Source organism: Synechococcus sp. N19 (assembly GCF_900474045.1).
GTDB lineage: Bacteria > Cyanobacteriota > Cyanobacteriia > PCC-6307 > Cyanobiaceae > Parasynechococcus.
Window position 1 is genome coordinate 53,657 of the sequence record NZ_UCNR01000005.1, and the last position, 12,946, is coordinate 66,602.

Below are 12,946 nucleotides of genomic sequence, written 5' to 3' on the forward strand. Positions count from 1 at the left end.
GCGAGTGTTCGGTTTGTTCGGTCACTTTCCAGTCTGAGACTGGCCTGAAGCGCACAAAAAATAACAATGAATCCCACAAGATTCACCGCTTTTTTTGTCTCCCAGGGACGGGAAACCGAACAACTTCAAGCCGCCGACGTGGGCGACGGCGCTGACGGGATGCGACACCACTGAATGAGGGCGTCGCGACCATCGGAGTAGTACCCGGAACGGGTGCCTGCGGTGCGGAAACCGGCTTTGGCGTAAAGCGCAAGAGCGGCAACGTTGTCGCTGGCCACCTCGAGGGTGGCGTGCACGGCACCGTGCTGTCGTGCCCGTTGCAACAGTGCTTTCAAAAGCACACCTCCATGGCCGCTGCGACGCCTGTCGGGATCCACAGCCACCGCCGTGATGTGCAGTTCATCGGCCACCATCCAGCCGCAAGCCACCCCCAATAGGGCTTCGGGCTGCACAAGACCGATGCAGAGGCGCCGGGGGTCGTCCAGCTCACGCCGCCATTGTTCTGCAGTCCAGAGGCCGTTGAGCGCCCGTTGATCCAGTGCCAGACAGGCTTGCTGCCAGGACGGGTCAAGGCGCAGGATCTGCGCAGTCGGTTCGCCCCCTGCAGGGTCGATTCCTAGATTGCCCTTCGACGCCGCCACTCCGTGACCCAAACCATCACCAGTCAACGGCCCTTCGAGGCCAACCGGGATGCGGAGAGCCCCAATCGCAACCTGACCCCGATCACCACAGAACTCGACGACACCGACCGTCTTGTTGTGGGCGGGTGTCGTCTCAGCGATCTGGCCGAGCGTTACGGCACACCCTTGTATGTGCTGGATGAAGCCACCGTTCGGGCCACGTGCCGGGCCTACCGCCAGGCCCTGGAAAAGCATTACGCCGGGCCATCCCTGCCGATCTACGCCTCCAAGGCCAACAGCTCTCTGGTGATGAGCAGCCTGGCGGCCTCCGAGGGGCTGGGTCTGGATGCGGTGTCAGCCGGTGAACTGCTGACCGCACTGCGCGGGGGGATGCCCGGAGAGCGGATGGTGCTGCACGGCAACAACAAATCCGACGAGGAGCTGCTGCTCGCGTACGCCAACAAGGTGACGATCGTTGTGGACAACCAGCACGATCTCGATCGCCTCGCCGAACTGGTGCCCGCTGGAGCCGAACCGGCTCGCCTGATGCTGCGCTTCACCCCAGGCATCGAGTGCCACACGCACGAATACATCCGCACCGGTCACCTGGACAGCAAGTTCGGCTTCGATCCCGACCAGGTGGAACCAGTGCTGCGCAGCCTGGTGGGACAGCCCTGGGCCCAACTCACCGGGCTGCACGCCCACATCGGATCACAGATTTTTGAACTCGAACCCCACCGGGATCTGGCGGCGGTGATGGCCGACAAGCTGAAGCTGGCCCGTGACCTGGGCCATCCCGTGAGCGACCTCAACGTGGGCGGCGGCCTGGGCATCCGCTACGTGGAGTCGGACGACCCACCGAGCATTGAGCAGTGGATCCAGGTGGTGGCCGAAGCCGTCACCAGCGCTTGCCAGGAACGGGGCCTCGAGCTGCCGCGGTTGATGTGCGAACCGGGCCGTTCCCTGGTGGCGACCGCCGGCGTAACCCTCTACTCGGTGGGCTCGCGCAAAACGATCCCGAACGTGCGCACCTACGTGGCCATCGACGGTGGCATGAGCGACAACCCTCGCCCGATCACCTACCAGTCGCTCTACACCTGCTGCCTGGCCGATCGCCCCCTGGCCAAGTCAGACGAAAGCGTGAACCTGGTGGGCAAGCACTGCGAATCCGGCGATGTGCTGCTGAAAGACCTGCCCCTGCCCACCACCGAGAGCGGTGACATCGTCACCGTGTTTGCCACCGGTGCCTACAACGCCTCGATGAGTTCGAACTACAACCGGATCCCGAGGCCCGCTGCCGTTCTGGTGCACGACGGGGCAGCTGAACTGGTGCAGAAGCGGGAGCAGCCGGATGACCTGCTGCGCTACGACGTTTTGCCAGAACGATTCAACGCGTTACGTTGACAACAGTGATGAGAAGGGCGGAGTGAACGTGTTGGCGGTGGTGGATCCGCGCCTTGTGCTCGACGTTCTCTTTGCCTCTTCCATCGGCTTTCTGCTTTTTTCCCGCGTCAACGAGCAGCGCACCCTGTGGCTGCTCCGGGGTTGGTTGTTTCTGGTGGCGATGGCCTGGTTCGTCCAGCGCTTCGCCAACCTGCCCCTCACCACAAAGCTGGTCGACGCGCTCGTCATGGCCTGTTCGCTCTCCCTGGCCATCCTTTGGCAAGGGGAGCTGCGGCGCCTGATGGAACTGCTGGGGACTGGCCGTCTGGCCGTGTTGCTGGGCAATCCACAGAAAGAGTTCAGCGCTTCGGCAGGCACCGTCAGCCAAATCACCGAGGCGGCGGGCCGGCTGTCGCAGTTGCGGCGTGGGGCCCTGATTGTGGTGGACCTGGGCAGCGACCTGAGGCCTGAGGACTTTCTCAATCCCGGCATCCCCATTGGTGCGGTGCTGAGTCGCGAGCTGATGCTCAACCTGTTCGCCGCCGACACCCCCCTCCATGACGGTGCAGTGCTGGTGCGGGGCAATCGCATCGAATCGGCGGGGGTGATTCTTCCCCTGTCGAGGGACAGCGTGAGCCGTTTCGGCACCCGCCATCTGGCGGCCCTCGGGATTACCGAACGCTTCGATCGCTGCATCTGCATCGTTGTATCGGAAGAAACTGGAACGCTGTCTCTGGCGAACCAGGGCAAGCTGGAACGACCAATCACCAGTTCACGCCTCCAGGAACTGCTCAGGGAGCTGTTCAGCACCGCCGAATCGATTCCGCCAGCACGGCGTACGGTGGGTAGCGCTCCGTCCGAAACGCTGTCTTGAGCCGCCCTCCGGCCACCAGCACTGACACGGCCGATCGTTCGCTTCTGCCTGCGGACCTCGACCCGGGTCGGCTCCCACAGCACGTGGCCTTGATCATGGATGGCAACGGTCGCTGGGCGAAATCCCGCGGTTTGCCCCGCGTGATGGGGCATAGGGCTGGGGTTGAAGCGCTGAAAGCCACCCTGCGACTGTGCAGCGACTGGGGGATTCAAGCCCTCACGGCCTACGCCTTCTCCACGGAGAACTGGTCGCGCCCAGGGGAGGAAGTGAATTTCCTGATGACCCTGTTCGAACGGGTGCTGCAGGCCGAACTGCAGGCGCTCGAGGCCGAACAGGTGCGGATTCGCTTTCTCGGCGATCTGAAGGCCCTGCCCCAGAAACTGCAGGAGCTGATTGCCGATGCCACGGCCCGGACGGCGGGCAACAACGGCATTCACTTCAACGTCTGCACCAACTACGGCGGTCGACGGGAGCTAGTGCAAGCCGCTCAGCGGCTGGCCCAACGGTCTGCTGCCGGGGAGCTGGACCCCGACAGCATCGACGAGAACAGCATCGCCGCCGAACTGTTCACGGCTGGCGAACAGGATCCCGATCTGTTGATCCGCACCAGCGGCGAACACCGGATCAGCAATTTCCTGCTCTGGCAACTGGCCTACGCCGAGATTCACGTCACCGATGTTCTCTGGCCTGACTTCAATGCCGATGCACTGAAAGCCGCCCTGCTCGATTTCCAACGTCGCCACCGCCGCTTCGGCGGTCTTGATCCGATCCGCCCATGACCCTCAGCATCCGCCACGACTGGACCACCGAGGAGATCCAGACCCTGCTGGAACTTCCGTTGATGGAGCTGCTCTGGCAGGCCCAAACCGTGCATCGGGAGGCCAACCCTGGCTACCGGGTGCAGCTGGCCTCATTGCTGAGCGTGAAAACGGGGGGCTGCGAAGAAGACTGTGCTTACTGCTCGCAGTCGATCCACAACAGCAGTGACGTGACGGCCTTTGAAGCCCAGATGCAGGTGGAACCAGTGCTTCAGCGGGCCCGGGCCGCCAAGGAAGCCGGAGCTGATCGCTTCTGCATGGGCTGGGCCTGGCGGGAGATCCGCGATGGCGCTCCCTTTGAGGCGATGCTCGAGATGGTGCGGGGGGTGCGCGGCATGGGGATGGAAGCCTGCGTGACCGCTGGGATGCTCACCGACCAGCAGGCGGAACGTTTGGCCGAAGCCGGCCTCACGGCCTACAACCACAACCTCGACACCAGCCCCGAGCACTACGACCGGATCATCTCCACACGCACCTATCAGGAGCGACTGGAAACCCTGCAACGGGTGCGCAAGGCCGGCGTCACCCTCTGCTGCGGCGGCATCATCGGCATGGGTGAAACCCTGCGGGACCGCGCCTCCATGCTGCAGGTGCTGGCCAGCATGAATCCCCATCCCGAAAGCGTTCCGGTGAACGGTCTGGTGGCGGTGGAAGGCACCCCCTTGGAAGAGCAGGCTCCCTTCGAACCGCTGGAGCTGGTGCGGATGGTGGCGACGGCAAGGATCCTGATGCCCCATGCCCGGGTGCGGTTGAGCGCCGGCCGTGAATCGATGACCCGGGAAGCGCAGATCCTCTGCCTCCAGGCGGGGGCCGATTCGATCTTCTACGGCGATGTTCTGCTCACCACCGGCAACCCGGATGTGGAGGCCGACCGCCAACTGCTTGCCGATGCGGGGGTGACCGCCAACTGGCAAGAGGGCGCGGCGGCTCTGGCCAGCTGCCCTCCCCGCTGATCAGCTGCACCCATGTAACGATCACCCCACTGGCACACAGGCTGAGGGAGTGCAGGGCTAGGCCGGAAACAGCCCCTCGATGAGGCGCTTTGATTGATCCCATCGTCATCCCCTCGCTGCTCGGTCTGTTTGTCCTCTCGGTGATCCTGGAAGCGATCAAGGACCACAGGCAGCGTCACCGCTATTGAGATCCGGCTGGACAGATCCTGCGCGGACCATCCCGACTGTCATCAACCGGAAACACTGCACAAAACACTCATTGTGGGTAGCATCCCGGTTGAGCTACACCTTGCTGGTCTGTGGCTCAGCCATGAAGATCGACAGCGCCAACGCTCAACCGATGGGAAGCCTGATCTTTGAAGGAGGGCATAAGCCCTTCCATGCCCTGGCCTGTCCCCTGAAGCCGGCTTCGGTGAGGATCAGCAGGAAAGCCTGACAACCAACAACGCGGTGGCACTCCCCGGCCTGATGCAGGCTGGAGGACTGTTGAGCCCGTAACAGCGTGGATCCGAGCAACCTGGAGCCTGTGCTGGCCAAGGACAGCCGACTCCTGGTGGCGGCGTTCTATGCCTTCACGCCCCTGGATGACGAGCGTCGTGAGGCGTTGCTGAACCGCTTGCCGAGCCTGGCTCGCGAAGGCAGCGTGCTCGGATCTGTGTTGGTGGCCCATGAAGGCGTGAACGGCACGATCAGCGGACCAGATCACGGCGTTAATTCGGTGCTGGATCACCTGCGCGCCTCGTTGGATCTGGGCAACGACCACTACGCGCGGCTCGAGGTGAAGCGCAGCTGGGCCGACAAACCGGTGTTCCGCCGTTTCAAGGCCCGCCGCAAAAAGGAGATCGTGACCATCGGCGTAGCCAGCGTGGATCCCAGCGCCAGCGTGGGCACCTATGTGGAACCCGAACACTGGAATGCCCTGGTGGACGATCCCGACACCCTGGTGATCGACACCCGCAACAGCTACGAAACGGCAATCGGCAGCTTCGAGGGGGCCATCGACCCCAGCACCGAGAGCTTCCGCGACTTCCCGCAATGGGCAGAGTCCACGCTGCGGCCCATGATCGAAGAGAAGGGCAGCAAGCGCATCGCCATGTTCTGCACCGGCGGAATCCGCTGCGAAAAAGCCAGCAGCTACCTGCAGCAACAGGGTTTCGGGGAGGTGCATCACCTGCGCGGCGGCATCCTCAAGTACCTCGAGCAGGTGCCGGAAGCCGAGAGCCGCTGGCAAGGGGAGTGCTTTGTTTTTGATCAACGGGTGGCGTTGAACCACCGGCTGGAGCCTGGAGAGCACAGCCTTTGCCACGCCTGCGGCCTGCCGGTGTCAGCCCAGCAACGTGAACTGCCGAGTTACATCAAGGGGGTGCAGTGCGTTCACTGCGTGGATCGCTTCACCGATGCCGACCGGGAACGCTTCGCCATGCGGCAGCGTCAGATCGATCAACGCCAGATCGACCAACACAACATCGACCAGCAGCAGGCCTAATTAGTCAGTCCGCATCGGACAATCCCTGCCAGGGACCACCCCGATGCCGTGCTGCCGATCCTTTATAGCTTTCGACGCTGCCCCTACGCCATGCGCGCCCGCTGGGCTCTGCTGGAGGCAGGACTGTTGGTTCAGTGGCGGGAAATCGCGCTGAAGGCCAAACCGGCGGAGATGTTGGCGGTCTCCCCCAAGGGCACCGTGCCCGTGTTGGTGTTGCCGGACGGCAGCGTAATCGAAGAAAGCCTGGCGGTGATGCACTGGGCCCTGGATCAGGCGGACCCACGCGAGCTGCGCAACGCCGGCGATGCCTCAGGGCTGATCGAGCAGAACGACGGCGCGTTCAAACATCATCTCGACCGCTTCAAATACACCGACCGCTACCCCGGCATCAACAAAGACGAGCAACGGGCCGCCGGGCTGGCCATCCTTCAGAACTGGAGCCTGACGATCGCTGATCAGGGCTGGCTGCTGGGCAAGCGCTGCTCGCTGGCGGATGCCGCCCTCTGGCCGTTCGTGCGGCAGTGGCGCATCGCCGATCCCGAGGGATTCGACAACGACAACAGCCTGGAAGCTCTACGCCAGTGGCTCCAGCGTTTCCTTGAGGATCCCCGCTTTGAGCGGCTGATGCAACGGGCCGACCCTTGGAGTGCCGGCGGACAACACCACCACTTCCCCGCCGATGCCGTGGCGGTGCCCTTGGATCAGCCCCTGTTTCACCTGGTCCTCAAGGCCGACTGGCAGGCCGCCCAGGCAGACGGCAGCTACCGCATCTCCACCCGGGGAATGAGCTTGGAGCAGGTGGGCTTCATCCACTGCTCCTGGCAAGAGCAAGTGCAGGCCACCTTTGAGCGGTTCTACGCCGACGCCGGCGAGGTGCTCCTGCTGGAGATTGATCCCGCCGCCTTGAACGCTCCCCTGCGGGCCGATGCCATCCCCACCGGCGAACTGTTCCCCCATCTCTACGGCCCGTTGCCCCTAAAGGCTGTGCGCTCGGTCAGCACCATGCCCGCGGCAGCATGACTGGACGACCATGACCGTGGCCAGATCCCGATCGATGCTTGAGCAACTGGAAGCCGAAGCCCGCGAACGGGGACTGCTGCTGAGGTTGCAGGTGGGCCGCCCCCTGGGTCTGTGGAGCCTGCGGCTGGTGGTGGCCCGGCAAGCCTCTAGCGGCAGCCTGCTGCTGCTGGGGGAAATGAAGGGATGGGCCTATCCATCCGCCACAGGCCTGCAGCTCGACACGATGCGGGTGATGCCAAAGGCGCCTGCCGGCGTGGGTGATCTGATTTGGGCGGCCACCATGGCCTGGGCCCAGGAGGCCACCCCCTGTTCACGGGCCCGTTTACTGGCCATCCGGGACGACGAGCAGCAGCACTGCCGGCTGGTGCGCTACTTCCGCCAACGCGGCTTCAGCAAAACTCGCGATGTGGAAGCGGCACTCTGGGATCTGCCCCTGCGCATGGTCTGGGGCGGCGCCGGGGCCCTGATGACTGGTGATGTGGCCACCGTGCTGGAGCGCAGCCTGCGGGGCTGGCGTCAGTCGGCGGCGTGATAGCTGCTGCGCACCAGCGGACCACTGCGCACCTGTGCAAAGCCCAGCTCTCGGGCCACATCCCCCAGCTCATCGAACTCCTGGGGCGTCCAATAGCGGGCCACCGGAATGTGCACCAGCGAGGGGCGCAGGTACTGCCCCAGGGTGATCCGCTGGCAATCCACGGCACGGAGGTCGTAGAGGGTGGCGATCACCTCGTCGCGGCTTTCCCCCAAGCCGAGCATCAGGCCACTCTTGGTGGGGATTTCCGGCGCCAGCTCACGGGCGGCCGCCAATAAACCCAGGGATCGTTCATAGGTGGCACCGCGGCGCACCTCCCCCTGCAGCCGCTGCACCGTTTCCAGGTTGTGGTTGAAGCACACCGGCTGGGCCGCCAGCACCGTGGCCAATCGCTCCCGTTGAGCCACCAACGCCTGATCGTGATCCGACACGCCCCCCCAGAAATCGGGGGTGAGCACTTCAAGGGCGATCAGCGGATTGCGGGCCCGGATCGCCGCCATGGTGCTGGTGAACAGGCTGGCGCCGTGATCGGCGAGATCATCGCGGGCCACCGCCGTGAGCACCACATAACGGAGGTGCATCGCCTCAACGGCATCGGCCACCCGCTCGGCTTCGGCGGCATCCACCGGCATCGGGGCCTGGCCCTTGTCCACCTGGCAGAAGGCACAGCTGCGGGTGCAGATCGAGCCACCCAAGAGAAACGTCGCCGTTCCGGCGGCGTAGCACTCGCCGCGGTTGGGGCAGCGCCCCTCCTCACAGATGGTGTGGAGCCGGTTCTGCTTCACCAGCCCCTGCACCCGCTCCAACTCCGAGGCGTTGCCGATCGGCCGCCGCAGCCAGTCCGGCAATCGCTCGGCAGGGGGGATGGCGCTGTACTTGCTCATACCGGCCGGCGCCCCTCAAGGGCGCGGCTGAGGGTGACCTCATCGGCGTATTCCAGTTCACTGCCCATCGGCAGGCCGTAGGCGATTCGGCTCACTGAGCAGAAGGGCTTGAGCAACCGCCCCAGATACAAGCTGGTGGTGTCCCCTTCCACGCTGGGGGTGAGGGCCAGAATCACCTCACTGATCTCCTCATTGGTGATGCGCTGCACCAATTCGGTGACGTGCAGCAGCTCCGGACCAATGCCATCCATGGGTGAGATCAGACCACCAAGCACGTGGTAACGCCCCTGGAATTCACGGGTGCGCTCTAGCGCCAGCAGATCGCGGGAATCCGCCACCACACAGATCACGCCGTTGCGGCGCTCGGGGTTGCGGCAGATCTCACACTCAGGATCAGCGGAGAGGTGGAAACAGGTTTGGCACTGGCCCACCTGGGTGCGGGCCGCCAGCAAAGCGTCAGCGAACTGATGAATCTCCTCCTGCGGTTGGTTCAGCAGATGCAACGCGAGCCGCTGGGCCGTGCGCGGGCCGATGCCGGGCAGACGCTCGAACTGATCAATCAGTCGAGCCAACGGTTTGGTGAAGCCGCTCAGGGGTCTGCCGCCAATGAGGGAAATGTAGGAGTTGCGGAGATCATCTGCCGCAACAGGGGCCACGACCATCAGGCCACAACGGCAGAATGGCCCGTGGATTGATCGCCCCGCTGATGCAGCTCCTCCAGTCTCTGAGTCGCGTGATCGTTTGCGGCGTTCTGGCTCTGGTGCTGGGGGCCTGCGCGACGGGACCAACGGCAGGGCTGCAGTCGTACCAGAGCCCGGATGGCCGCTTCGCCTTCCTCTATCCCACCGGCTGGACCGAGGTACAGGTGAGCAACGGACCCCGGGTGGTGTTTCACGACCTCATCCACAGCGATGAAACCGTGAGCCTGATGATCAACAAGGTGAACGAAGACAACGAGCTGAGTGAACTGGGCAGCGCCGTTGCCGTTGGCGAGCGCCTGCGCCGTGAAGTGATCGCCACCGCAGGCAGCGGCCGCACCGCCGAGCTGGTGGAAGCGCAGGAGCGTGAAGTGAATGGCCACACCTTCTACGACCTTGAATACGCCGTGCACCTGGAAGACCGCGACCGCCACGAGTTGGCGACCGTCGTGGTGGACCGCGGCCGGCTCTACACCCTGGCCACAAGCGTCAATGAAGACCGCTGGGGCAAGGTGGGTGACCTCTGCGGCCGGGTGGTGCGCTCACTGACCCTGCTGATTTGATCAGAACAGGAAGCGAAAACGCCGGCCGTTGGGGTCACCTGAATCGGCGCCAGTGCTCGAGTGCGCCGGCCACTCCGTATCCAGATAGCTGATGCCGTCGGCATCGAACGGAACCGCCCTCAGGCTGGAGGCCTTCAGTTCGGTGGTGGCCATGGCGGTGACCAACCCGCCCAGTTCCATTGGCCCCAGATCCGTCTCCAACGCCTGCCCCGCCGCAGTGATCAAGGCCGGCAGGCGGATCAGATTCTGCGGTTGTTTCATCTGCTCAAACAGCCCCTTCAGCGCCAGCTGCTGCCGTTCCAGCCGGCCGAAATCGCCGCGACCGTCGTTGCGCCAACGAAGAAAGCCCTCCAGATCCTTGCCCTTCAACAGCTGAGGTCCTGGCTGCAGGTCGATCAACAGGTTCTGACTGCGATCGACGTAGTACAGACGCTTGGGAACATCCACTTCGATGCCCCCCACCAGGTTGGCCAGGGTTTCGATCGCATCCAGGCGCACCACGATGTGATGACGGATTGGGCGGTTCATCAGGCGCGACAACTGCCGCTCCACCGCCTCCACACCGCCGTAGGCCATCAGCGCATTGAGCTTGATGCCGCCGAAGCCCTCGGCATCGATGTAGCTGTCGCGTGGGATCTGGGTAATCGATGTGGTGGTGCCATCCACCCGCACCGTGAAGATCACATCGGTGTTGCTACTGGTGCGGTCCCGGCCTAGCACCACCACCTCCCTGGTCCCGAAGCCTGTCCAACCGGCAAACGGGTTGGACAGCGGCGCGGGCTGAAGCAGCGCGAAGGGTTGATCTGCCGTGCTGGATGGCGCCGTGATCAACCTGCTCAGCGGAACCGAAAGAATCAGGCCACCGCTGAGACCCGCCACCACAGCAGCAACCACCGGCCAATTGATGGCCTCAGATGACGCCTTAGCAGGGGGGGCTTGTGGCATGGAACACGTGTTGTGCAGCATCTTGGCGCGCTCGTCCCATCTCGGGTAGAGGGGCGCAGGCCTCTGTTAAACCAACGGATCGCTGATCACCATCGAGGCGCAGGGGAGCTGACGGATCAATTTGCTGGTGCGATCACTGCCGGGAATTGGCAGACCGGCAACCCGCCTGCGCTGGGTGCGCAGGATCACCAGATCGTGTTCGCGACTGAGGCGATGAATGGCCCCGTCGATGCCGGGCCCCCGCACGATCACGATGTGGAACCGCTCCTCCGGAATCCCCGGCGGGCGCCAGCGGATCAGCTGCTGTTCCATCCAATGACGGTCCTGGCCGCTGAAACGGGGGTCGTGCACATGCAGCAGGGTGATCCGCACGCGCTGATCCTCCGGGGCTGAGTTGATCACCCGCAGCGCCAGTTCGAACTGCTCGCGGGCACTGGCGGAGAGGTCTTTGATCGGAACGAGGATCCGGCCCAGACCGCTATCGGTCTCACGGCCCAGATTCACCACCACCACCGGACAGTGGGCCGTGCGGCAGACCCCATCAACGATGTCGCCCATCAGCCAGGCCCGGAGCTGATCGCTACGGGCTGCACCGATCAGCAACAGATCCGCGGCCTGCTCCAGGGCTGTGCGGCTCATGCCGCCAGCGATGTCTTCATCCAGCCGCAGCAGGCTGCGGGTGGGCACGGCCAACTGGGCGCCGATGCTCTCCGCTGTGCTGAGGCGTCCGCGCGCTGCCGCAACGGCCCGGTTCAAGCCACCGCGCATCTCCTCGAGGCTGGGATTCACCATCGCCAGGGGCAACAGCACACCTTCAGCCCCCAATGAGCCCTGCACCAGCCGGGCAGCCATGCTCAGCAACCCTTTCTCAGTGCTGGGGTTAGCCACCGGCACCACGATGCGCAGGGGGCGCTGCACCACCTCGTTAACGCCGTCCAGCACCGCCGCCTCCTCACCGAAGCTGACCGGCACCTCATCAGGGCTGGGATCCTTGAGCCGGGTCACCGACTGCTCAGTGAGGATCGGCCCCAGGGTGGCGGTCACCACCATCACCGCCAGCACGCTGTTGAGCACGGTCTGATTGAGCAGGCCCGCCTGGTAGCCGATGAAGGCCGTGGCCAGGGTCGCCGCCACCTTGGGCATCGTCAGCGACCACATCATCAGGATCTGGGCGCGGCGATAACCGAACAGCCGTCCGCTGACCCACGACGCCAGGCCCTTGCCGCCGATGGCGCCCACCAGCATCAGCGCGGTGAACTGAAAGTTGCCCAGGCTTTCGCCAAGGCTGCCCAGATCCAGCAGCAATCCCAGATCAATGAAGAAGATCGGGATGAACAGCACCCCACCCACAAAGATCACCTGCTCCTTCACCCTGCCCTCGGGCAACACGGAATTCACCGCCAGACCAGCCAGGAAGGCGCCGACGATCTTCTCAACGCCGGCCAGCTCAGCCCCCAGGGAGGCCAGGAAAAGGGCCACCAGAACAGCGAGCACCATCCGGTTTTCATCGCTGATGCCCCGCAGCACCAGGCGCCGGCCCAGCCAGCGGATGCCGATCACCACCACCAGAGCGAAGGCACCGATCTTGAGCAGCAGCAGGCCCAGGCCCAGCCCGCTGAGGCTGCCCTGACCCAGCCCCAGCCCCGCCGCCAGCAGCAGCAGAGCCACGATGTCGGTGAAGATCGTGCTGCCCACGCTCACCACCACCGACTCATCCTTCTGGGCGCCATAACTGCGCACGATCGGATAGCCCAAGGGGGTGTGGGTGGCCATCAGGGCGCCGAGCAACAGGCACGACACCGAGGCAAAGCCCGCCATCAGGCCGATCGACACGCCCGTGCCCACACCGATCAACAGGATCAGCAGGCCATAGATCAACGAGCGACGTTTGACCCGGTTGAACTCCTCGAGGTCGATCTCCAGACCCATGGTGAACAGCAGATACACCGCCCCGAGATCGGAGAGCAGCCGCACCGTTTCGCTGCTGCTGTCGACCCAGTTCAAGGCATGGGGGCCCACCACCACACCCGCCGCCAGCAACCCCACCAGGTCGGGCAGACCCAGCCGCCGGATCAACGGCGGCACCGCCGCACTGATCGCCACCAACATCGAGAACACCCCGAGGGGGTGATGCATGACGTGGCTGATCGAGGCCTGCATGGCCATGGCT

14 protein-coding genes are annotated in these 12,946 nt (G+C 64.4%); 9 read left to right on the forward strand and 5 right to left on the reverse strand.

What is annotated here, in order from left to right:
- Positions 1 to 125: 125 nt before the first annotated feature.
- A complete protein-coding gene (rimI, locus tag DXY02_RS02165; RefSeq protein WP_114987812.1) occupies positions 126 to 641 on the reverse strand; it encodes a ribosomal protein S18-alanine N-acetyltransferase in 516 nt (171 codons plus the stop codon).
- Between the two features lie 3 nt (positions 642 to 644).
- Between rimI and lysA the strand changes: the two genes are divergently transcribed.
- The 8 genes from lysA (at position 645) to DXY02_RS02200 (ending at position 7,686) form a co-directional block, all read left to right on the forward strand.
- On the forward strand, positions 645 to 2,024 hold the full coding sequence (lysA, locus tag DXY02_RS02170) for a diaminopimelate decarboxylase (protein ID WP_114987813.1): 1,380 nt from the start codon (positions 645 to 647) through the stop codon (positions 2,022 to 2,024).
- Between the two features lie 22 nt (positions 2,025 to 2,046).
- Positions 2,047 to 2,877 (forward strand): diadenylate cyclase CdaA, encoded by an 831-nt coding sequence (gene cdaA, locus DXY02_RS02175; RefSeq protein WP_114987814.1) that lies wholly within the window; start codon positions 2,047 to 2,049, stop codon positions 2,875 to 2,877.
- A complete protein-coding gene (locus DXY02_RS02180; RefSeq protein WP_114987815.1) occupies positions 2,874 to 3,656 on the forward strand; it encodes an isoprenyl transferase in 783 nt (260 codons plus the stop codon). The genes cdaA and DXY02_RS02180 overlap by 4 nt, the downstream gene beginning before the upstream one ends.
- Positions 3,653 to 4,648, forward strand: a complete 996-nt coding sequence (gene bioB / locus DXY02_RS02185; RefSeq protein ID WP_114987816.1) for a biotin synthase BioB — start codon at positions 3,653 to 3,655, stop codon at positions 4,646 to 4,648. Before DXY02_RS02180 ends, bioB begins: the two co-directional genes overlap by 4 nt.
- Before the next feature lie 310 nt (positions 4,649 to 4,958).
- Positions 4,959 to 5,084 carry a hypothetical protein gene (locus DXY02_RS13030; RefSeq protein WP_256377279.1) on the forward strand — a complete coding sequence of 42 codons (126 nt, stop codon included), beginning with the start codon at positions 4,959 to 4,961 and terminating at the stop codon, positions 5,082 to 5,084.
- A 66-nt stretch (positions 5,085 to 5,150) separates the two neighbouring features.
- Positions 5,151 to 6,134: a rhodanese-related sulfurtransferase gene (locus tag DXY02_RS02190; RefSeq protein WP_114987817.1), complete on the forward strand. Its 984-nt coding sequence runs from the start codon at positions 5,151 to 5,153 to the stop codon at positions 6,132 to 6,134.
- A gap of 48 nt (positions 6,135 to 6,182) precedes the next feature.
- A complete protein-coding gene (locus DXY02_RS02195; RefSeq protein ID WP_114987818.1) occupies positions 6,183 to 7,154 on the forward strand; it encodes a DUF952 domain-containing protein in 972 nt (323 codons plus the stop codon).
- Between the two features lie 34 nt (positions 7,155 to 7,188).
- Complete coding sequence (locus DXY02_RS02200) at positions 7,189 to 7,686, forward strand: hypothetical protein (protein WP_114987995.1); 498 nt, start codon at positions 7,189 to 7,191, stop codon at positions 7,684 to 7,686.
- Here DXY02_RS02200 and lipA read toward each other — a convergent pair.
- Together lipA and recR are read right to left on the reverse strand one after the other, a co-directional pair.
- Positions 7,671 to 8,570: a lipoyl synthase gene (gene lipA, locus DXY02_RS02205; protein WP_114987819.1), complete on the reverse strand. Its 900-nt coding sequence runs from the start codon at positions 8,568 to 8,570 to the stop codon at positions 7,671 to 7,673. The two genes, DXY02_RS02200 and lipA, sit on opposite strands and share 16 nt — an antisense overlap.
- Positions 8,567 to 9,142 carry a recombination mediator RecR gene (recR, locus tag DXY02_RS02210; RefSeq protein ID WP_114987996.1) on the reverse strand — a complete coding sequence of 192 codons (576 nt, stop codon included), beginning with the start codon at positions 9,140 to 9,142 and terminating at the stop codon, positions 8,567 to 8,569. The genes lipA and recR overlap by 4 nt, the downstream gene beginning before the upstream one ends.
- Before the next feature lie 134 nt (positions 9,143 to 9,276).
- Between recR and psbP the strand changes: the two genes are divergently transcribed.
- On the forward strand, positions 9,277 to 9,831 hold the full coding sequence (gene psbP, locus DXY02_RS02215) for a photosystem II reaction center PsbP (RefSeq protein WP_114987997.1): 555 nt from the start codon (positions 9,277 to 9,279) through the stop codon (positions 9,829 to 9,831).
- Here psbP and DXY02_RS02220 read toward each other — a convergent pair whose 3' ends face one another.
- Positions 9,832 to 10,776, reverse strand: a complete 945-nt coding sequence (locus DXY02_RS02220) for an LCP family protein (RefSeq protein ID WP_114987998.1) — start codon at positions 10,774 to 10,776, stop codon at positions 9,832 to 9,834.
- Positions 10,777 to 10,842: 66 nt separating this feature from the next.
- Positions 10,843 to 12,942, reverse strand: a complete 2,100-nt coding sequence (locus tag DXY02_RS02225) for a cation:proton antiporter (protein WP_114987999.1) — start codon at positions 12,940 to 12,942, stop codon at positions 10,843 to 10,845.
- Positions 12,943 to 12,946 lie beyond the last annotated feature (4 nt).

Bases quoted from the DNA above. Each gene is read 5' to 3' on its own strand.
- DXY02_RS02220 (WP_114987998.1), bottom strand. From the start codon at position 10,776: ATGCCACAAGCCCCCCCTGCTAAGGCGTCATCTGAGGCCATCAATTGG.
- bioB (WP_114987816.1), top strand. From the start codon at position 3,653: ATGACCCTCAGCATCCGCCACGACTGGACCACCGAGGAGATCCAGACC.
- DXY02_RS02225 (WP_114987999.1), bottom strand. From the start codon at position 12,942: ATGGCCATGCAGGCCTCGATCAGCCACGTCATGCATCACCCCCTCGGG.
- DXY02_RS02200 (WP_114987995.1), top strand. From the start codon at position 7,189: ATGCTTGAGCAACTGGAAGCCGAAGCCCGCGAACGGGGACTGCTGCTG.
- psbP (WP_114987997.1), top strand. From the start codon at position 9,277: ATGCAGCTCCTCCAGTCTCTGAGTCGCGTGATCGTTTGCGGCGTTCTG.
- DXY02_RS13030 (WP_256377279.1), top strand. From the start codon at position 4,959: ATGAAGATCGACAGCGCCAACGCTCAACCGATGGGAAGCCTGATCTTT.
- lipA (WP_114987819.1), bottom strand. From the start codon at position 8,570: ATGAGCAAGTACAGCGCCATCCCCCCTGCCGAGCGATTGCCGGACTGG.